Genomic DNA, 19,830 nt, shown 5'->3' with positions numbered 1-19,830 from the left:
CCGCGTTTTGAATTTTGAAGAAGGATGTGAGCCTTAGCCCAGAGCTGCGAGGCGCTCCAAAGCGGCTTCCATCTTTTCTTTGCGCTCTGCGAGCTCTGCCACTTTTTCTTTTTCAGCAGCCACAACATCTTCAGGAGCTTTTGCAAGGAAGCGCTCGTTTTCCAGCTTCTTGGAGATCTTGGTGAGTTCACCAACGATCTTGTCCAGAGACTTGCCAAGGCGTGCCTTTTCCGCATCCAGATCGATAACGCCAGCCAGCGGCAGACAAACAGTCGCTTCACCAACAACGATCTGAGCAGAACCCTGCGGGATCTCATCAGCAGTGGTAACGCTTTCTGCACGTGCGTTCTTGATGATCGCAGCTTCGTGGATTGCCAAACGCTCTTTGGTCTGCTCGGAAGCACCGGAAAGAACAACAGGAACCTTCGCGCCCGCAGGAACGTTCATTTCAGAACGAACGGAGCGGATCTGAACGATCATGTCGATCAGCCAGTTGATCTCAGCAGCAGCTTCCTCATCTTCACCAATCGGAGTTGGCCAAGAAGACAGAACCAGCATCTCATCACGCTTGGAGCCTGCAGTTTCAGCAGTACGCTGCCACAGCTCTTCAGTGATGAACGGCATGAATGGATGCAGAAGCTTCAGAATTTCATCGCGAACCCAAGCAGTGGTCGCACGAACTTCTTCCTTCGCCTCTTCATCATCGCTGTAGAAGATCGGCTTGGTCAGCTCAACGTACCAGTCACAGAAGGTGTTCCAGACGAAACGGTAAGCACCACCTGCTGCATCGTTGAAGCGGTACGTGTCGATCGCCTCGGAAACTTCGCGGATAGCGCGGCTGGTTTCAGTCACGATCCAACGGTTCACAGTCTGCTTGACCAGAGCCGGATCAAAACCTTCGACAGCATGACACTCGTTCATTTCCGCAAAGCGGCACACGTTCCAAAGCTTGGTCGCAAAGTTACGGTAACCAGCAACACGGGAGGTCGCCAGTTTGATGTCGCGACCCTGAGCAGCCATGGCAGACAGAGTGAAGCGCAGTGCATCCGCACCGTACTCTTCAATCAGCGCCAGCGGATCAATCACGTTGCCCTTGGACTTGGACATCTTAGCGCCCTTCTCGTCACGAACGAGGGCGTGGATGTAAACCGTGTCGAATGGCTCGGTCTTCATGTAATGGTTGCCCATCATCATCATCCGGGCAACCCAGAAGAAGATGATGTCAAAGCCAGTTACCAGAACGGACGTCGGGTAGTAACGTGCAAGCTCAGCAGTTTTGTCAGGCCAGCCCATGGTGGAGAACGGCCACAGAGCAGAAGAGAACCAGGTGTCCAGAACGTCTTCATCGCGGTACATGGCAACAAAATCAGCTTCGCCTGCATCATGTGCAGCCAGAGCATCGTTCTGTTCCATCAGCTTAACAGGCTTACCGTAAAATTCTGCCGCAGCAGCCAGAGCTTCTTCTTCGCTTTTCTCAACGAAGAACTTGCCGTCCGGGCCATACCACGCAGGGATACGGTGTCCCCACCACAGCTGTCGGGAAATACACCACGGCTGGATGTTTTCCATCCACTCGTAATAGGTCTTATCCCAGTTTGCAGGAACAAACTTGGTGCGGCCTTCACGAACAGAAGCAATAGCAGGCTGTGCCATGGTCTTGGCATCAACATACCACTGATCGGTCAGCATAGGCTCAATCGGCACACCACCACGGTCACCGTGTGGAACCATGTTCAGGTGGTCAACAACCTCATCCAGCAGGCCTTTTTCATCCAGCATGGAAACAATCAGCTTACGGGCTGCAAAACGCTCAACGCCTTCAAGCGTCTCAAGGGTCTTGGTCAGCTCGTCGGTCATCTCCAGACCGTCCATAAAGCCTTCTGCTTCGCGCAGAACAATGTTGGCTTCACGGTCCATAATGGAGATCTGTGCCAGATCGTGACGCTTACCAATGTCAAAGTCATTGAAATCGTGCGCAGGCGTAACCTTCATCGCGCCTGTACCGGTTTCAAGATCAACATAGTCGTCAGCAATGATTGGAATACGGCGGCCAACCAGCGGCAGAATGATGTCTTTGCCCTGCAGCTCTTTAAAGCGCTCATCATCCGGATGAACGATAACAGCCGTATCACCCAGCATGGTTTCCGGACGAGTGGTCGCAATCACGATGTAATCGCGAGTCTCGAACTCGGTTGCCTTGCCTTCTTCGTCAAATGCAACTGGGTGCTGGTAGGTCACGCCATCCGCCAGCGGATAGCGGAAGTGCCACATGTTGCCCTGCATTTCCTTCTGCTCAACTTCCAGATCGGAAATCGCAGTCAGAAGCTTAGGATCCCAGTTCACAAGGCGCTTGTCCTTGTAAATCAGGTTTTCTTTGTAAAGGGAAACAAAGACTTCCAGAACGGCCTTGGAAAGACCCTCATCCATGGTGAAACGCTCACGGGACCAGTCACAAGACGCACCAAGGCGCTTGAGCTGGTTGAAGATCATCCCGCCGGACTCACCTTTCCATTTCCAGACGCGCTCAACAAACGCTTCACGGCCAAGATCACGGCGCGAGATGTTACCACCGTCAGCAGCCATCTGGCGCTCAACGACCATCTGCGTTGCGATGCCTGCGTGGTCCATACCCGGCTGCCACAGAACGTCGCGACCACGCATACGCTGGTAGCGAACCATAATGTCCTGCAGGGTGTTGTTGAGTGCGTGGCCCATATGCAGAGAGCCTGTCACGTTTGGCGGCGGAATCACGATTGAGTAGGTCGCAGCTCCATCTTCTGCGCCCGCACCTGCCTTAAAGGCGTCAGCCTGTTCCCAGGCTTCGTAAATCCGCGGCTCAACAGAGGCCGCCTCATATGTTTTATCCAGCATACCTAAAAGCTCTTCCACTTATGGAGTTTGTCTGGTGTAAATCGGATGCACTCGCCTAAGTCAACCTTTCATGCAGTAACAGAGCATATTTGAGCGACAAATACCCAAACAGCCCACACCACAAACGGGTTTTGACAAGGTTTTCACAGAGGGAGTGATGAAGGCCGGGAGATGTGAGGGGAACTGAGTGCCCCTCTCCCCGGTAAGTTATTTCCGTGAGATGCGATCGATCTCTTGGCGCACGAGCCGTTCCACCACACTTGGCAGATGTTGGTCGAGCCAGCTTTTCAGCATCGGGCGCAGCATCTCAGCAACAAGGTCCTCCAGCGTACGGGCGTTCTTGGACAGCACCGTGTTGGCAAGACCGTTAAAGGCATTGGACACAACCTGGTCCGTTGCCGTTGAAATCAGAGTTTCAGCAGGATCTTTTGCAGTCGCCGCCGCAGGTTCAAGAATGTCATCCTGTTCCGCGCTGCTCAATCCAAAGGCTTCCGGTCCCGGCTGATCAAGAAACGCGATGTCGCCACCGTCGTCCTTGTCTTCATCTGCAAGGCCCTCAACCATCTTCAAGGAGGAGGTTTCCTCTTCGATCTTCTCTTTTTGTGTCAGCTCCAGAACCTCAGGTTCTTCCGCCTTCACCTCTTCAGGCTCAGGCGCCGGAGCTGGCTCCATTTCCGCTGGCGCATCGTCAAAGAGTTTATCCAGATCGTCTTGTGATAGTTCACGACCCGCGTCCGCTTCACTTAATGCAGCATCTGTCATTTGCTCTGCGCCACTCGCTTCGTCATCCGAAATAATCTTGCGGATCGAGCTCAGGATATCCTCCATGGAAGGCTCGTTACCTTGAGAAACAGCTCCCATGTATGTACTCCACTTCTAAACGCGTCTAATCCGCCGGCTTTCCGACTCAGTTCATTAATAAATACTTACTCAAATATAAGAGAAAAGCCGCCCCACCTGACAGCCACAGAACGGGCAAAACGCCAATTCCCACAAGGAAAACTGGTACCCTTGCAAATCCGGGCAACAAAAAAGGGAGCGCAACCGGCTCCCTTCTTCAAAATTTCATTTTATCAGAGGAACTTAACGTCCATCCGGGGTCCGCAGACCAATCCACTTATCACGTACCAGACGGTAGTGTTCGGTTGGATCATAACGCGCACCAGTCAAACCAAGACTGTCGTAATCCAGACGACCAACCGCGGACAGCACAGAATAAGCAGCCACCACACGATCACGCTGTGCAGTCACGAGAGTAACGCGCGCATCAACCAGATCACTCTGTGTGTCCAGAACGTCAAGCGTAGTACGCTGACCAACGCGCTGCTCTTCAATCACACCTTCCAGAGCCAGACGAGCCGCAGCAACCTGCGCTTCAGCCGCTGTAATAGATGCGATAGACGCATTCAGCTGCCCCCAAGAAGAAATCGCCTGCGCGCGAATGTTATCACGGGAAACATCAACGAGGATCTCAGTACGACCCAGATCTTCTTTTGCCTGACGAACAACAGAATACTCACTACCATTCTGGTAGATCGGGATATTTACACGACCAAAAATCGAAGCTGTTCGAGTAGGCTTACCCAAGTTAGCTGTTTGATTGGTATCACTAAAACTAAGCGATCCCTGCAAATTTGCAGTTGGTAGCAAAACACCTTGTGCTGTCTTAACTGCAAACTGCGCTGCATCAACCATGAACTGAGAAGACTGAATGGAAGGATGCTCTTCCTGACCAATGGAGATCGCTGAAGAAACAGTTTTCGGCAGCAAGCTGGTGATATTGGTGCGCGCACTCAGGTTTTTCGGATCAATGCCGATCACCTGACGGAAAATAGCACGGCTTGTATTCAGGTTTGCCAGAGAGGTATTCAGCGCAGACTGCGCACGAGCACGACCGGATTCAGCCTGAGAAACATCAGTACGTGTACCTTCACCCACATTAAAGCGGTCTTTGGAGGCACGAACCTGCTCTTCCTGGAATTTCAAGTCGCTCCGACGCAAAGAAACAAGAGCCGTATCGCGAATGACATCCATATAGGCTGTCGCAGCTTGAAACAGAGCCGTTTGCTCGGCAAAACGAAGATCTTCGCGCTGTGCACGAACAATAGCCTCAGCCTGACGTGTGGAGTTTACTGTTCTAAAACCACGAAAGAGCGGCTGAGTAGCCGTCACAGACAAAGAGTACTGATTGAAGTTTTGGTAATTCCCCTGAGCTTCTCGCCATTGGTAACCATATTCACCAGTTGCAGTGATGGTCGGACGCCAACCAGCCAATGCCTGCGGCACGCCTTCATCTGTCGCACGAAGTTGCGCGCGTGCTGCGTTCAATGTCGGGTTATTCTGATAGGTGGCAGCCAATGCCTCTTTAATAGAGAGAGCATTCGCGCCTTGAGCACTTACAAGCAAGCCGACTACTGCAACTGCACCCGCTAACGTTTTTCGAGAAACCACTTTTAATGCCTCAAACAAGGGTCAATCTTACGAACCGCAAACCCAACACGTTCGCCGAAAGGTATAACTTATTCGGCGTTTTCCGAAACCGGCGATCAAACCGATTTTGGAAAAAAAATAAATACTGCGACGAACCAGCAACATCTTATCCAGAAATCTAACTAGCCCGAATGCAGAATATCATTCCCCGGAGGCACACTAATAGAACCATTAAGATTTTACTACCGTTTTTTCGCCCAATGATTGAGACGTGGATATCTCTACATCATCAAAGCAAATGGCAGCAGCAGCCCGCAGTTCCTATTTTACCCCACCGGAGTTGGGAGTGCTTTAAACCTGCGTGACCAGAAAACTGTAATTCACGTCACGAAAAGGTAAACTCATTTCAACTTTTCACAGAAAAACAAAAAAGGCGAAGGTTTCCCCTCGCCTCATTTCAGCTCGCTGAGCGTGAACTCAATTAAAATTCAAAGACTTCCGGCTTCTCAAAGCCTGGCAGCGCACTTGCATGCGCGTTAAATGCAAAGCGTGAACTCACATTACCGCCGGACTTGGTGTAAAGCTTCGCAACACCTGCATTGCTTTCACCCTCAACCACAACCAGACGACCTTCGTCTTTCATCTGCGCAGTCAAAGCTTCAGGCAGCTGCTCAACAGAACCGTTGACCAGAATAACATCGTAAGGCGCGTCAGCCGCATAGCCCTTCGCCAGATCGCCATCAATCACCGCTGCGTTTTCAATACCCAGCTGCTCAAGATTCGCAGAGGCAGCTTCAGAAAGCGCCACATCAACCTCAAGACCAACAACGGATTCAGCAAGGTAAGAAACAACTGCCACACCGTAACCGGAGGCAGCACCAACAACCAGAACAACGTCTTTGTCTGTAATGTCAGCCAGCTGAACAAGACGGCCAAAGATGTGCGGCTTGAGCATTTTGCGCTCACCGTTTTCATCTACGGACACATCTTCATCGATGTAAGCCAACTCCTGCTGGTTTTCCGGAACGAACTTTTCGCGAGGCACCTTACCCATCGCACCAATAATGCGCAGGTCTGTAATATCATTGGTCCGCAGCTGATTATCGACCATCAGTGTTCTTTGTTCCGCGAAGTTGACCATCCTGTCCTCACTGTCTCGCAAGATTCTTTGGCTGAGAAATATCGCTCATGCTTCACAAACACAAGCTGCCACATCCGTAAAAATAAACAGTACCCTCTGTTGTTTTTCCATTTTTCAATTTTGCAATGCAAATATGAGCTTTTTCGAAGAAATTTGACAAAGGTCATGTGCAACTCAGAAATTCACGCGCTCAGGTAAACCCCATAGATTTCGGTGTTTTACACAAGAGTGATACCAGAATTGAAATTGCCCGCTTGACTATCCGCCCCAAATATCAGAAAAGCCCTCTCACACCACACGGGGCCTCTTGGCGGAGTGGTGACGCAGCGGATTGCAAATCCGTGTACGCCGGTTCGATTCCGGCAGAGGCCTCCATTTTTTCTTCCTGACATCGATAGTTTGGCTAATCAGCGCGCTCTGCGCGAACAATGTCGCTCGCCTTCTCACAACACCGGCGGCGCGTCGATCTTTACGTGTCCGACCTCCCGATGGTGGCTGGATTTACCTGTCAGTTTGCTCCTGAAGTTCAGATAGGCCGTATAAATCTCTGACTGCCTACCCTTGATGCCTGGCAGTGAGCGTGCGTCCAGCCCTGACCATGGAAAGTACGGTGAGCGGCGCAGATCTCCGAAAAGACCGAGACGAACACCCGGGCGTGTTGCAATACCCCGGCGGTGGAAGCCGTGCGTATCCGCAATCACCAGCGTGTTAGCTGGCACCGCAAAACTCACGGGCTCGCCATATCCCAATTTGCGAATTGTCCTTTCACTTGCCCGGAATGAGCCCGCTGCATGCATGCCATCGCTATGATGAACTGCATCAAGGCTTTGATCGAACTCCCATTCCCGTCGTTCAGGCGTATAGCGATGAGAGCCCGGCACGTAATGAAACGGCCCATCTTCTGCCTCTACATCCTTTAAAAACAGCCAGCATTTGGAGGTGGCGTGGAAGGTATCAATGTGAAAATCCGTCTGCGGGTCTTTCTGTGTCTTGTCCAGATCCCACAAAACCGCATGCAAAAACAGGATTGGATCCGCATTATAAGAGGCCACATAACGCATCGCCTTTTGCAGGAACGGGTCATGAACCACCTGCTGCAAGCCCGGCAGTTCCTTCAAAACGGAGGGCGGCAACCCGATAAATCGCGTCACCGTTTTTCCCTGCCGCATTTCGCTTGCAGCAAACTCGCGGGTGGCAATCTCGTCCTGAACCCGCTTCAAAACTTCAGAAGGCAGGAAGCTCTCTTTCACCAGATAGCCATTGCGATGGAAGAACGCCCGGTCTTCATCAGTCAGGAAATGCGCCATCTGCCTCCTGCGCAGCGCTGCCATCCGCTCCGCCCAGGCAACGCGTTTGAGATAAAACCCGCGCTCGTTCAGCCAGCGGCTGCCGATAATCGGGTTCTTTTTAAAGGACTTCTGCCCCATCAATGCATCAACAGCCCAGATCGGACCTTTCAGAATTCGCAGCACATCCATCCCCTTCACGACCTCAAACACCACAGAACCTGTGCAGTACCCGGTACTCTGCGTTTCCGCGCAAGCATTTGCCAATTAAACTCAAATGGCATGCGATTGCAGCACGGCTGATTTAAGGGGCAGCTTTCTATGAGCGATATAACTGACACATCAAAAAAACGCTCTGCACCCGCTCGCCGAAAAAAGAGACGGCGCAAGGCAGAGTTTGCCTCAGAAAACGAGATGTGCGCCCACTTCATCAGCAAACTGCCTGAGGAATGGATCGCCTACCCAGAATGGGGCAACTGGGATATCCTTCTCGTCAGAAAGTCAGACGGTTTTCAGGTCGGCATAGAAGCCAAACTGCGCCTCAATGCCAAAGTCATTTCACAGTCTGCTGAAACCGCCTATCAGGCAGATAAACCCGGCCCAGATTGTAGAGCGATCCTGATCCCGAAAGGCTCAAATCTGGATTTCCAGCCTGTCTGCAACATTTTGCAGCTGCAAATCATTGAGATTGAGAGCGAAACCTCTAAAAGCCCGAGCACCGTCAACTGGTATCGCCCCAAACTGCCAAACCCGGATCGCGCGTCACCTGCTGGCAACTTCAAGGAATTCTATCCCCTTGAACGGCTGGAACTGCCGGAGGTTGTTCCTGTTGTTGAAGCCGGCAAGCCCGCGCCAATTAAGCTGACACCATGGAAGATTAAAGCCATCAAGCTGGATGTCATCTTGAAAAAACATGGTGTCGCCACCCGCAAGCTGTTCAAGGCCCTCAGCCTCAACACCACCCTCTTCCTCTCCTCTGGCAATGGCTGGATGCTGAAAGGAAACGCACGGGGAGAATGGCTGCGCGGCCCCAACTTTCCTGATTTCCGCGTGGGCTGCGAAGAAAACTACGACGAACTGGAAAAGCGCTACAAAACGTGGTCCAAGACCCTACCGATGGACGACATCATCAAACCGGCAGCAGTTGAAGAAGAACCTGTCGCGTAATCAGCGCCAATCCCTCTCGCCAAACAACACAGTTTCGCTTTACCCAAAAAGCTGCTACCTTACCCTAAGGTAAACCTAGCATCTGGGAGGGAGCGATGGTTTTCAAAACACGGGATCAAGCAGGCAACATCACCACATATAAGGACGCAAAGCGCTATTACTGGCTGATTGCCTATGCCAGCAGCAGCGTCACGCTAATCACGGTCGCGCTCTATGCCTACACGCTGGCCACCGCAACACTCTTCATCCCTCTCATTTACTTCTTCATCGTCATCCCGGGTCTGGATGCCTTAATCGGCGAAGATCCCTACAATCCACCCGATGATGTGCTCGCCCAAATGGCGGAAGATCCGTATTATAGCCGGCTGGTCCGCTGGCTGGTGCCTTATGCATGGATCAACCTGTTTGCGGGTGTCTGGCTTGTTGGCACTTACGATCTTCCGCTCTGGCTTATTGCCCTCTTCGCCTTTGGCAAAGGCCTGTTTGGCTCTGGCACAATCATGCTGGCTCATGAGCTTGGCCACAAAACCAACAAGACAGATCAATGGCTGGCCAAACTGGCTTTGGCCGTTGTTGGGTACGGCCATTTCTGCATAGAACACAACCGCGGCCATCATGTGCATGTGGCAACACCAGAAGATCCGGCAAGCGCGCGCATGGGAGAAAGCATCTACGCCTTTGCCCGGCGAGAAATCCCGGGTGCTTTTGTAAGAGGCTGGCAGAACGAAAAGGCTCGCCTCAATCGCAAAAATCTTGGCACATTCTCATTCCAGAACGATATCCTGCAAGGCTATGCCATCACCCTGATTGTCTTTGCCATCTGCACAGCCTTATTCGGCTGGAAGGTCCTGTTTCTGTTGGTTATTCAGAGTGTTGTGGCCTGGTATGGCCTGACACAGGCCAACTATGTGGAACACTACGGTCTGCTGCGTCAGAAGGATGAAAACGGCAAGTATGAGCGCTGCCAGCCGCGCCACTCATGGAACACCAACCACATTTTCTCCAACCTTAGCACCTTCCATCTGCAACGCCATTCAGACCATCACGCCAATCCGCTGCGCCCTTATCAAACGCTGCGAAACTTCCCGGATCTGCCGAGCCTGCCAAGCGGCTATCCCGGTTGCTTTGCTTTAGCTGCAATCCCCTCCCTCTGGTACAAAACCATGGACCCCAAAGTGCTGGAATGGGCTGGCGGCGACATTAACAAGACCAATCGCGTTGATGGCTATGAACCAATGGGAGTATCTGCTGCCAACACCTGTTGAAACCGGCAGAATTCCGCAGCGATTCATAGCATTCGCAAGGGCACCCCGCTAAAACAGATGAGCAAGTTTGAGCGGGGTACGACTAATGCAACATGGTGGAGATCTTTCAAAGGCAATCACCCAGTATGGCGGCACGCCTGAGGACTGGCTGGACCTCTCCACTGGCATCAACCCCGTGGCCTATCCCGCAACAGAACACATCACCTTGCGCGGCCTGACAGAGCTGCCAACAGAGGGCGCTGAAACCACTCTTCTGGAAGCCGCGAGAACAGCTTACCGCGTCCCATCGCAGAGCGGTCTCACCGCAGCGCCGGGAACACAGGCGATCATCACAGCCCTTCCATCTCTGCTCGGTGCAAACTCTTCTATCTCAATCGTCAGCCCCACCTACTCTTCTCACGAAGAAAGCTGGCAACAGGCTGGCGCTGATGTCCAAAAAATTTCTGCATCAGAGGCTCACAAGGCTTCGACCCAGCATCTGTTGCTGGTGAACCCGAACAATCCAGACGGCCATATCTTTGCAAAAGAAGAGCTCCTTCAACTGGCAGAAAAACAGCAAAAGGCAGGTGGTTATCTGATTGTCGATGAAGCGTTCATGGACCTTTACCCGGATGCCTCAATCATTCCGGAGCTGGATGATCAGCCGATCCTCGCCTTACGCAGCTTCGGCAAGTTCTTCGGCCTCGCCGGTGTCCGTCTGGGCTTTCTGATTGGCCCCAAAGCGATAACAGCAAAACTGCAAAGCCAGCTTGGCAGCTGGGCCGTCTCCGGTCCCGCACTGGATATCGGCAGCGCAGCCCTTTCCGACCTGCGCTGGCAAGACGAAATGCGCACCTTCCTGAAGACAGAAATGCAGCTCTTTAGCACATCTCTACAACAGCTGAACCTGCCAATTGTCGGCCAAACAGATCTTTACATCCTGATCGACCACCCAAACGCACACGCATTGCATAAAGCACTGGCAAAGCAGCACATCTGGACCCGCATATTTGACTACTCTCCAAGCTGGATGCGCCTCGGCTTACCCACCGACAAAGCCGCCCGGCAGAGGTTAACAGCCGCACTGAAACAGTCTCTGTCAGCGATCGAAAACCATGCTGTTCTTTGAGGATACGCTTTGGATCGTTCTGCTTGCGATCCTGCTGGATGCCGTGATTGGTGACCCAAACTGGTTCTGGTCCAGACTTCCGCATCCGGTCACGTTGTTTGGCAAGCAAATTTCCCTATTGGAAAGCTGGTACAACAAAACAAGTTTCTCGGCAAAACGACGCAAAGTGAATGGCGTCAGAACACTTCTAAGCCTAGTTGCCACTGCAGGTATCATAGGTACCCTTCTCCAAACGACTTTGGAGGGAAGCTTCGTAGGCAACATCCTGCTGGCCTTGATCGGCATGACGTTAATCGCTCAAAAGAGTCTTTACGAACATGTCGCCAGAGTGCGCGATGCACTGAGATACTCCGGTCTGGATGAAGCCCGCAAACAGGTCTCTATGATCGTCGGACGCAATCCAGATTATCTGGATGAAGCTGGCGTCAGCAGAGCCGCGATTGAATCGTGCTCCGAAAACTTCTCAGATGGCGTGGTCGCACCCATTTTCTGGTTCGCCGTGTTAGGCCTGCCGGGCCTGCTCATCTACAAAGCCGTCAACACCGCGGACAGCATGATCGGCCATAAAAACGAAACCTACGAAGACTTTGGCTGGGCCTCAGCCCGATTTGATGATCTGATCAACCTGCCCGCCTCACGCCTTTCCGGCCTGCTTATCGTACTTTCTGCATTCATCTCAGGCCGCGCTTACAAAGCTGCCTTCACCACTATCATGAGAGAAGCGAAGAACCATCGCTCTCCCAATGCTGGCTGGCCAGAAGCTGCTATGGCAGGCGCATTGGGTATCGCACTGGCAGGTCCCCGCCAATATGCAGAGTACCGCGTGGAAGATCCCTTCATGAACGCCAGTGGCCGTAAAGCAGCAGATGCAGATGACATCAATGGCTCACTCAAACTCATGGGTATCTCCTGCGCCCTGCTGGCTCTGCTTATTGCCGCAGTCGCGTGGCTCATCTAAACCCGCGACTGAGCAATCTCCCAAAGCGCATCCAGATCAAGATGCTCCTCCAGATGATCCGCCAGCGCGTCCAGAGCTTGCTCTACGCGGTGCTCATAGCCCAACTGCGAGGTAGCGCCGAAGCCCCTCAGAAAAGCAGCGCGGAACCTATCAGAGCCAAAGATACCGTGTATGTAACAGCCTGAAATCAAGCCATCTTTCGAGATTGCACCATCCACGTGATCATCCAGATCAACAAACGGTCGCGCGCAGTCAGGCCCTGATGTTCGCCCCACATGGATCTCATAGCCGGTCACAATCTCACCGCTTGGAATATGCTGACCGGTCTTCTCAGTGGTTTCCTTGTGAGGTGTCAGCACCGTCTCCACATCCAGCAAGCCAAGCCCGTCAACAGAACTCGCCTCACCTTCAATCCCTTCCGGATCAGCAATGGTCTTGCCCAGCATCTGATAGCCGCCGCAAATACCAAGCACCTGCCCGCCACGGCGCACATGAGCGTAAAGATCAATGTCCCAGCCCTGAGCCCGGAAGAAGGCCAGATCGCCAATGGTGGACTTGGTCCCCGGCAGCAAAACCACATCCGCATCTGCTGGCAACACCTCGCCCGGCAACACAAACTCCAACGAAACATCGGCTTCCATACGAAGTGGGTCCAGATCGTCAAAGTTGGCTATGCGACTGATGACGGGAACGACAACCTTCAGCTTGCCGCGACTGGTGCTCTCAGAAAGGTCCAGCGCGTCTTCTGCTGGTAAATCCATTACCTGCGGGAACCACGGCACCACGCCGTTGCAGGGCCAACCGGTTTTGTCCTCAATAGCCGTTACGCCTGAATCAAACAGTGAGGGTTCACCTCTAAACTTATTGATCAAAAACGACTTTATGCGTTTCGCCTCATCAGATTCCAGCACCGCATGTGTGCCCACGACCGAGGCAATGACGCCGCCGCGGTCGATATCCCCGCACAATACCACCGGAATGTCAGCAGCCTCCGCAAACCCCATATTGGCGATATCCCCGCTGCGAAGGTTGATCTCCGCAGGCGACCCAGCCCCTTCCACCAGAACCAGATCAGCCTTTGATTCAACTTCAGCAAAACTCTCCATAACATACTGGATAAGCGTGCCTTTTTGCCGACCAAACTCCGCACCACGCAGCGTTCCAAACCGCTTACCTTGCACAATCACCTGAGAGCCACTGTCACTTTCTGGCTTCAGCAGCACAGGGTTCATATGCACGCTTGTTACAACTTTGGCCCCGCGCGCCTGGAGCGCCTGCGCACGCCCGATTTCCCCGCCATCAACGGTCACGGCGGCGTTGTTAGACATGTTTTGCGGTTTGAACGGCTGAACGGAAAAGCCGCGACGTGTGAAAGCGCGGGCCAACCCGGCCACAAGAACGCTTTTACCCACATTGGAACCCGTGCCCTGTATCATCAGGGCTGGTTTTCTTATCCCCTTGTCTGGTGACAGCACGACTTAAAACTCAATCCCTTCCTGCGGCTTCACGCCAGAGCGGAACGGGTGCTTGATCTGCCCCATCTCGGTCACAAGATCCGCAATCTCAATCAGCTCATCCTTCGCGTTACGGCCAGTGATAACCACATGAACATCCTCAGGTTTTTCGTCACGCAGGTACGCAACAACCTCTTCAAGCGGAATGTATTCGTAACGCAATACAATGTTCAGCTCATCCAGCAGAACCATCTTGTGTTCACGGGAGCTGATCAGCTCTTTCGCCGCATCCCACGCTGCACGCGCAGCAGAGATATCCCTCTGGCGGTCCTGCGTTTCCCACGTAAAGCCTTCACCCATACGCTTGATGGTAACGAGATCGGAGAAGCGGTCCAGCGCCATGCGCTCACCGGTCTCTAAACGGCCTTTCACGAACTGGACGACAGCCACTTTATGGCCGTGCCCAAGGCTGCGGAAGATCATGCCGAAACCGGCGGTGGACTTGCCTTTCCCCTTCCCGGTATGGACGATCAGCAATCCCTTCTCGATAGTTTTCGTCGCCATGATCTTGTCACGCGCCGCCTTCTTTTTGCGCATCTTTTCCGCGTGGCGGGCGTCCAGATCTGCTTCACTCATGTCTGTCTTCGTTACCATGTTATTCCCCTCCATCCATGAGTGCGCGTCGCAACTCTAACAAATCATCATAGGCGCTGTTTCGTTTCGGCACCCACATATCTCGTTGAATGACCTCTAAAAATCGCTCAGTCATTTCCAAAAGCGCTGCGGAATTCTTCTCCGCAATAAAGTCCCGCACCTCATCATCATAAAGATATGCATCATAGAGCTGATCGAAATGATGGTGCGAAACGGCATTGGTTGTCGCCCCAAAAGCAAAAAGATAATCCAGTGTCGCCGCCATCTCAAAAGCACCTTTATACCCGTGGCGCATGACACCCGCGATCCATTTTGGATTGGCAGCTCTCCCCCTGACAACCCGCCCGATTTCTTCCGAAAGCGTACGAATGACAGGACGTTCAGGGCGGGAATGGTCGTTGTGGTAGATGTGCGGGGCATCGCCTTTCAGCGTTTCAACCGTCGCCGCCAGACCGCCCTCGAACTGATAATAGTCATCAGAATCAAGGAGATCGTGCTCTCTATTGTCCTGATTGTGAACCACTGCATCAGCTTGAGAAAGGCGGGTGACCAGATCTTCTTTGGCGTGCTCACCTTCCTGCGAACGGCCATAGGCATAGCCGCCCCATTCAAGGAAACTCTCCGCAAAGTCAGCACGCTTATCCCACAGCTTCTCATCAATCAAAGCCTGCAGGCCAGCCCCGTAAGCCCCCGGTTTACTGCCAAAAATCCGCGTGGACGCCCGCTTGCGGGCCTGTCTTTCATCAACGCCTTTGGCCAGTAATCCCCCAAGCTCGGCTTGGTACCGCGCCGCTAAGGGATTGGCATCTTCCGGTTCATCCAACTCTGAGATCGCAGCAACCGCAGCATCGAACAGATGTATGAGTTGCGGGAAAGCGTCGCGAAAAAAGCCGGAAATTCTGAGGGTTACGTCAACTCGGGGGCGTTGGAGTTCAGAAAGTGGAACAATCTCGAATCCTGTTACGCGGCCAGAAGCCTCTTCCCACACCGGACGGGCGCCAATCAGGGCCAAAGCCTGGGCGATATCATCCCCGCCAGTGCGCATATTTGCCGTTCCCCAGCAGCTCATGGCGATGCTTTGCAGCCACTCTCCGTGATCCTGAAAGTGACGCTGTATCAATGCGCTAGCACTGCGCTCACCCAGCTTCCAGGCGACCTTTGTGGGAACGGAGCGAACGTCAACAGAATAAAAGTTACGCCCGGTCGGCAACACATCAGGGCGACCACGGGACGGCGCACCTGACGGCCCAGGGGGGACAAATCGACCAGCAAGGGAGGATAACACCCCCTCCACCTCTGCAGAGCCAGACTCGTCCACATTGCGCGCAATCTCTTGGCTCATCGCCTCCAACACCGCAGAAGTCGCTGTAAATCCAGAGGGAACCGCCCGCACACCAGAAACCAGCTCAAGAGCCAGCACTTCCAGCCGCTCAACTGTGTCCCCACAACTGCGCCAAGAAGCCTCTACCAGCTCCTGCAAAATCGTTGGCCGCGCACCTTCCCATACCTGCTCAAAAGCACAGTCCAGCGGATCAAACCCTTCCAGATTCAAATCCTCAGCAAGCGCGCGTAACAGACTGTTTTCATGAGGCTTTTCTCCACGCGGCACGCGCAGCAAAGCCACCAGCAACTCAGCCCGCTGATCGCCCGTGGGAGACTGCCCCAGAATATGTAGCCCATCCCGGATTTGCAGCTCCTTCAGGTCGCAGAGGTAAGCATCAAGCCGCGCCAGACGAGTGTCCTCATCCATATCGGAAGTCAGCCCGATATCCTTGTCCATCCCTTCACGGGCAGCAACGCCAAGTATCTCTTTGCCAAGCGCTTTCAGGCGGCGATGGTCCACGCCAGCCGCGATGTAATACTCATCCAGCAGCGCTTCCAGTTCAAGAGCGGAACCATGGCTTTCAGCGCGGGCCAACGGAGGGGTAAGATGATCAATGATCACCGAGGATAACCGCCGCTTGGCCTGAGAACCCTCACCGGGGTCGTTGACGATGAAAGGATAGATGTTCGGCACTGGCCCAATCACCGCCTCCGGATAGCAAGTCTCTGATAAGGCTAATGCTTTTCCCGGAAGCCATTCAAGGTTGCCGTGCTTGCCAAGGTGAATAAGTGCGTCCGCCTCAAAGCTGTCACGCAACCACATATACCAGGCAAGGTAATGATGCGGCGGAACTAGCGCCGGATCGTGATAAGTCTCTTTAGGATCAATGTTATAGCCGCGTGCAGGCTGAATGCCGACGGTCACATTACCGTAAGTCTTCAGTGCCAGCTGGAAAGATCCGTCCAAAACATGCGGATCATCCTCTGGCGCACCCCAACGCTCCTCAATCCCCGCACGCACCGCCAAAGGCAGCTGAGAAAACAACTGCTTATATCGCTCCAGCGACAGCTCTTCCCCGCCTTTGCGTTGGTTTGCGTTGCTAAGTGCATTGGTAGGACCTGCCAGCAGATCCTCTATCAACGCCTCAGAAGAACCAGGCGCATTCTCGGAAACCTCATAACCTTCTGTTTTCATGACAGAAAGCAGATGCGCGCAGGAGGCAGGCGTATCGAGCCCCACCCCGTTTGCTATACGCCCATCCTTGTTGGGATAGTTTGCGAGGATTATGCCAACTTTGCGCTCGATTGCGTTTTTGTGTTTCAGCCGCGCCCAATTGGCTGCCAGTGCCGCCACAATCTGCACCCGGTCCGGTTTTGGTACAAACCGAACAAGCGAACATTGTGTTTTGGTATCGCGGCCACCCTCTTCTTTAAACGAGATCGCACGCGTCAAAAGACGGCCATCAATTTCAGGCAGCACCACATGCATGGCAAGGTCGCGCGGGGATAAGCCCTGATCACTCTCCGCCCAACCCTCTTCAGAGGATGACGACAGCACGATTTGCAGAACGCATGCACCTTGCCTGTCCAGCACCGTGCCGGAATGAACAGCGCCTACGTTTGATAGGGCAAAGGCCGTGGCGTTCAGAACCACATCAGGCGGGCACTCTTCAAACACGCTGGAAACAACCGCCGCGCATTCCGCCTGTTTCAGGCTCGCCACATAAAGCACCAGCGGGTTTATCCCATGCGCCTCAAGTTCATGGCATAATGCTTGTACAGGCTCAATTGCTCCGCTCTGATAAAGCGCCCGGTAAAACACGATGGCTGCAACAGGGCGGCTCGGGTCTTTCCAGCTCGCCCGCACATCATCCAATGAAGGAAGCGAATGCCCTTGCAACATCAGCCCGGCCCGCGGCAACGCCATAGGCTCAGAAGGCGCTTCAACAGGTAGCTCAGCAATCCGCGCTGCATAAAGCAAAGCACCAGAAAGGTTCTCCGCACCCCCTTCAATCAAATAGCGCCACAACATCTGCGCAGTTTCCAGCGGCACGGTGGAGCGTTTGGCAAGCTCCTCATCCCACTTGTCATCCCCCGGCAGCAGAACCAGCTTCACACCTTCAGCACGGGCGACCGCTTCCAGCCGCTCAACGCCGTAGCGCCAGTATTCAACGCCGCCCAACAGGCGCACCACCACAAGCTTGGAGGCCTGAATGCACTGCTCAATATAAAGGTCAACAGAGTACGGATGGGACAGCGCCAGAAAACTGGCAAGCCGCAGGGAGTAGCCCTCATGCTGGGCATGGGCCGCCGCAAGGCCAGCAAGCTCTGTGTCCGCTGCGCTTAAAAACACAACATCCGCAGGCGTCTGCCCCAGATCGACAGCCTCTTCTCCATCATCCAATCGGCGTGATTGCCCGACAAGTACGTGCATCAGGCAGAAACCAACTCAAATTCACTCAGCGCAGCATTCACACTGTGCTTGTCCAATCCTGCAAGACCAATCACAACCAGCTTGGAATGGCTTTCACTGCCAGCCGCAAACCAGGCTTCCACACGTGGGCCAACCGCCTGCACCAGCACCGGCGCCACTTTGCCTTCCACCACCACACTGCCTTTAATCCGCAGCACGCCGGAAACCTTCATGGCCGCCTCCACCTGAGCTTTCACCTCCTCAATGGAGGCAAACCGGCGGGTAGGCAGCACAAAGCTCTCAAAGTCATCATGGGAATGATCGTGATGATGATGGTGGTCGTGGTCGTGGTCGTGGTCGTGGTCGTGGTCGTGGTCGTGGTCGTGAGCATGCTGCGCTTCATGATGAGAAAGACGCAAGTCCATATCATCTTCAGCCCCGGCATCCCGGCCCAGCAGAACATCCAGCGCCAGCTCTCCATGAGAGGCAGCCACAATCTCAACCCCATCGCGCAAACGGCCACTGATGGTCGCCTTAACAGCGACAAGCTCTTCATCAGTCAAAAGATCAGCTTTGGAAAGCACAACAAGATCGGCGCAGGTCAGCTGGTCAGCAAACAACTCCTCCACCGGGCTTTCATGGTCCAGCGCCTCATCTGCAGCACGCTGCGCCGCAACCGCCTCTTCATCAGAGGCTACCTTGCCAGCAGCAACAGCAGGCGCATCCACCACAGTCACCACACTGTCTACGGTGACGCGAGGTTTCACAGAAGGCCAGTTGAAGGCCCGCACCAAAGGCTGTGGCAAAGCCAGACCAGAGGTCTCAATCACAATCACATCCGGCGCTTGCTCTCGCTCCAGCAGCATTTCCATGGTTGGCAGAAAATCATCCGCCACCGTGCAGCAGATGCAGCCATTGGCCAGCTCCACCACCTCATCCGCAGAACAATCCGGATCAGCACAGCCATTGACCAGCGATCCATCAAAGCCCATCTCGCCAAACTCGTTGACGATGAGCGCAATGCGCTTGTCCTGCGCTTTCATCAAAAGACTGCGGACCAATGTGGTTTTTCCGGCACCCAGAAAACCAGTGATAATGACAGCAGGAATTTTTTTAGAAGGGGCAGCAAAAGAAACAGTCATAGGGAAATCTCCGGAAAAACAGCAGGCTTCAGCTGCAACGGTTGACCGGCAGCAACAAACATCACGTAGTGGCAACACTCAGCGATACGCTGGTTGAGGCGCCCGGCCTCATCACGAAAGGCGCGGGCCATGGCGTTTTCAGGCACAATGCCCATACCCACCTCATTGCCAACAAACACAACGGGGCATGGCAGATCGGAGAGCACAGCACGCAGCTGCTCAAGCTCAATGCTCCAGTCCCGCTGGGCATGCATAAGGTTGGAAATCCAAAGCGTCAGGCAATCAACGAGGATGGCGCACTCCGCATGGGCATGCTCTTTCAGCACGCGCACAAGCTCCAGCGGCTCCTCAACAGTGTCCCAAAGGTCGCCTCGCTGCATCTTATGATGCGCGATACGTTCCTCCATTTCACCATCAAAGGCCTGGCCTGTCGCAATATAAGTCGGGCGTCGCCCGCTGCTTAAAACCAGTTTTTCCGCATATGCGCTTTTCCCGGAACGAGCACCGCCCGTTACGAGACAATGGCGAACGCAAAGGTCGCCGCTCTGTTCAGCCATCTGAATTAGCTGATCAGCAAGCGCATGGAAGCCGAAGCTTCACTCAAAGAATATGAAAGTA

Annotated in this window: 14 protein-coding genes and 1 tRNA gene; 5 read left to right on the top strand and 10 right to left on the bottom strand. The window is 53.7% G+C overall.

From position 1 onward, the window contains the following. Positions 1-33 precede the first annotated feature (33 nt). From PJE062_RS01380 to PJE062_RS01365, 4 genes are all read right to left on the bottom strand, one after another. The gene (locus tag PJE062_RS01380) at positions 34-2,871 is read right to left on the bottom strand and encodes a valine--tRNA ligase (protein WP_008547120.1); all 2,838 of its coding nucleotides are present in this window, start codon (positions 2,869-2,871) and stop codon (positions 34-36) included. 207 nt (positions 2,872-3,078) lie between these two features. After that, positions 3,079-3,732, bottom strand: coding sequence for a PopZ family protein (locus PJE062_RS27005; protein WP_008546476.1), 654 nt, complete (start codon positions 3,730-3,732; stop codon positions 3,079-3,081). 222 nt (positions 3,733-3,954) lie between these two features. Then, positions 3,955-5,322 carry a TolC family outer membrane protein gene (locus tag PJE062_RS01370; RefSeq protein WP_008546765.1) on the bottom strand — a complete coding sequence of 456 codons (1,368 nt, stop codon included), beginning with the start codon at positions 5,320-5,322 and terminating at the stop codon, positions 3,955-3,957. Positions 5,323-5,782: 460 nt separating this feature from the next. Further along, complete coding sequence (locus tag PJE062_RS01365; protein ID WP_008546544.1) at positions 5,783-6,442, bottom strand: protein-L-isoaspartate O-methyltransferase; 660 nt, start codon at positions 6,440-6,442, stop codon at positions 5,783-5,785. A gap of 301 nt (positions 6,443-6,743) precedes the next feature. Here PJE062_RS01365 and PJE062_RS01360 point away from each other — a divergent pair. Further along, positions 6,744-6,817, top strand: a tRNA-Cys gene (locus PJE062_RS01360). A gap of 68 nt (positions 6,818-6,885) precedes the next feature. On the opposite strand, the gene PJE062_RS01355 is transcribed toward PJE062_RS01360, so the two are convergent. Then, a complete protein-coding gene (locus PJE062_RS01355) occupies positions 6,886-7,995 on the bottom strand; it encodes a phytanoyl-CoA dioxygenase family protein (protein WP_208982094.1) in 1,110 nt (369 codons plus the stop codon). A gap of 54 nt (positions 7,996-8,049) precedes the next feature. On the opposite strand from PJE062_RS01355, the gene PJE062_RS01350 reads away from it, so the two are divergent. The 4 genes from PJE062_RS01350 to cbiB all read left to right on the top strand — a co-directional run bounded on the left by PJE062_RS01350 (position 8,050) and on the right by cbiB (position 12,226). Next, the gene (locus PJE062_RS01350) at positions 8,050-8,895 is read left to right on the top strand and encodes a hypothetical protein (protein WP_008546600.1); all 846 of its coding nucleotides are present in this window, start codon (positions 8,050-8,052) and stop codon (positions 8,893-8,895) included. Positions 8,896-8,990: 95 nt separating this feature from the next. Further along, positions 8,991-10,160, top strand: coding sequence for an alkane 1-monooxygenase (locus PJE062_RS01345; RefSeq protein WP_008546889.1), 1,170 nt, complete (start codon positions 8,991-8,993; stop codon positions 10,158-10,160). Between the two features lie 85 nt (positions 10,161-10,245). After that, the gene (gene cobD / locus PJE062_RS01340; protein WP_008547087.1) at positions 10,246-11,268 is read left to right on the top strand and encodes a threonine-phosphate decarboxylase CobD; all 1,023 of its coding nucleotides are present in this window, start codon (positions 10,246-10,248) and stop codon (positions 11,266-11,268) included. Beyond that, positions 11,255-12,226 carry an adenosylcobinamide-phosphate synthase CbiB gene (gene cbiB, locus PJE062_RS01335; RefSeq protein WP_008546886.1) on the top strand — a complete coding sequence of 324 codons (972 nt, stop codon included), beginning with the start codon at positions 11,255-11,257 and terminating at the stop codon, positions 12,224-12,226. Before cobD ends, cbiB begins: the two co-directional genes overlap by 14 nt. Here the strand turns inward: cbiB and PJE062_RS01330 are convergent. From PJE062_RS01330 to cobU, 5 genes are read right to left on the bottom strand one after another with little or no spacing between them, the layout of a single operon-like run. Continuing rightward, positions 12,223-13,662 carry a cobyric acid synthase gene (locus PJE062_RS01330; RefSeq protein ID WP_050773810.1) on the bottom strand — a complete coding sequence of 480 codons (1,440 nt, stop codon included), beginning with the start codon at positions 13,660-13,662 and terminating at the stop codon, positions 12,223-12,225. The two genes, cbiB and PJE062_RS01330, sit on opposite strands and share 4 nt — an antisense overlap. A gap of 42 nt (positions 13,663-13,704) precedes the next feature. Then, positions 13,705-14,334: a cob(I)yrinic acid a,c-diamide adenosyltransferase gene (cobO, locus tag PJE062_RS01325; RefSeq protein ID WP_008546500.1), complete on the bottom strand. Its 630-nt coding sequence runs from the start codon at positions 14,332-14,334 to the stop codon at positions 13,705-13,707. A 1-nt stretch (position 14,335) separates the two neighbouring features. Beyond that, positions 14,336-18,091: a cobaltochelatase subunit CobN gene (gene cobN / locus PJE062_RS01320; RefSeq protein ID WP_008546952.1), complete on the bottom strand. Its 3,756-nt coding sequence runs from the start codon at positions 18,089-18,091 to the stop codon at positions 14,336-14,338. Beyond that, positions 18,091-19,212 carry a cobalamin biosynthesis protein CobW gene (cobW, locus tag PJE062_RS01315; protein ID WP_008546580.1) on the bottom strand — a complete coding sequence of 374 codons (1,122 nt, stop codon included), beginning with the start codon at positions 19,210-19,212 and terminating at the stop codon, positions 18,091-18,093. The genes cobN and cobW overlap by 1 nt, the downstream gene beginning before the upstream one ends. Further along, positions 19,209-19,769, bottom strand: coding sequence for a bifunctional adenosylcobinamide kinase/adenosylcobinamide-phosphate guanylyltransferase (gene cobU, locus PJE062_RS01310; RefSeq protein ID WP_083793191.1), 561 nt, complete (start codon positions 19,767-19,769; stop codon positions 19,209-19,211). The genes cobW and cobU overlap by 4 nt, the downstream gene beginning before the upstream one ends. Positions 19,770-19,830 lie beyond the last annotated feature (61 nt).

It is taken from the genome of Pseudovibrio sp. JE062, assembly GCF_000156235.1.
Taxonomy (GTDB): Bacteria; Pseudomonadota; Alphaproteobacteria; order Rhizobiales; family Stappiaceae; genus Pseudovibrio.
Note: the sequence above shows the minus strand (reverse complement) of the source record. Positions and strands in the feature narration are given on the sequence as shown.

What these genes read in the sequence shown, in the direction of transcription:
- PJE062_RS01380 (WP_008547120.1), bottom strand. Translation starts at nt 2,871, where the DNA reads ATGCTGGATAAAACATATGAGGCGGCCTCTGTTGAGCCGCGGATTTAC.
- PJE062_RS27005 (WP_008546476.1), bottom strand. Translation starts at nt 3,732, where the DNA reads ATGGGAGCTGTTTCTCAAGGTAACGAGCCTTCCATGGAGGATATCCTG.
- PJE062_RS01365 (WP_008546544.1), bottom strand. Translation starts at nt 6,442, where the DNA reads ATGGTCAACTTCGCGGAACAAAGAACACTGATGGTCGATAATCAGCTG.
- PJE062_RS01350 (WP_008546600.1), top strand. Translation starts at nt 8,050, where the DNA reads ATGAGCGATATAACTGACACATCAAAAAAACGCTCTGCACCCGCTCGC.
- PJE062_RS01345 (WP_008546889.1), top strand. Translation starts at nt 8,991, where the DNA reads ATGGTTTTCAAAACACGGGATCAAGCAGGCAACATCACCACATATAAG.
- cobD (WP_008547087.1), top strand. Translation starts at nt 10,246, where the DNA reads ATGCAACATGGTGGAGATCTTTCAAAGGCAATCACCCAGTATGGCGGC.
- cbiB (WP_008546886.1), top strand. Translation starts at nt 11,255, where the DNA reads ATGCTGTTCTTTGAGGATACGCTTTGGATCGTTCTGCTTGCGATCCTG.
- PJE062_RS01330 (WP_050773810.1), bottom strand. Translation starts at nt 13,662, where the DNA reads ATGATACAGGGCACGGGTTCCAATGTGGGTAAAAGCGTTCTTGTGGCC.
- cobO (WP_008546500.1), bottom strand. Translation starts at nt 14,334, where the DNA reads ATGGTAACGAAGACAGACATGAGTGAAGCAGATCTGGACGCCCGCCAC.
- cobN (WP_008546952.1), bottom strand. Translation starts at nt 18,091, where the DNA reads ATGCACGTACTTGTCGGGCAATCACGCCGATTGGATGATGGAGAAGAG.
- cobW (WP_008546580.1), bottom strand. Translation starts at nt 19,212, where the DNA reads ATGACTGTTTCTTTTGCTGCCCCTTCTAAAAAAATTCCTGCTGTCATT.
- cobU (WP_083793191.1), bottom strand. Translation starts at nt 19,769, where the DNA reads ATGGCTGAACAGAGCGGCGACCTTTGCGTTCGCCATTGTCTCGTAACG.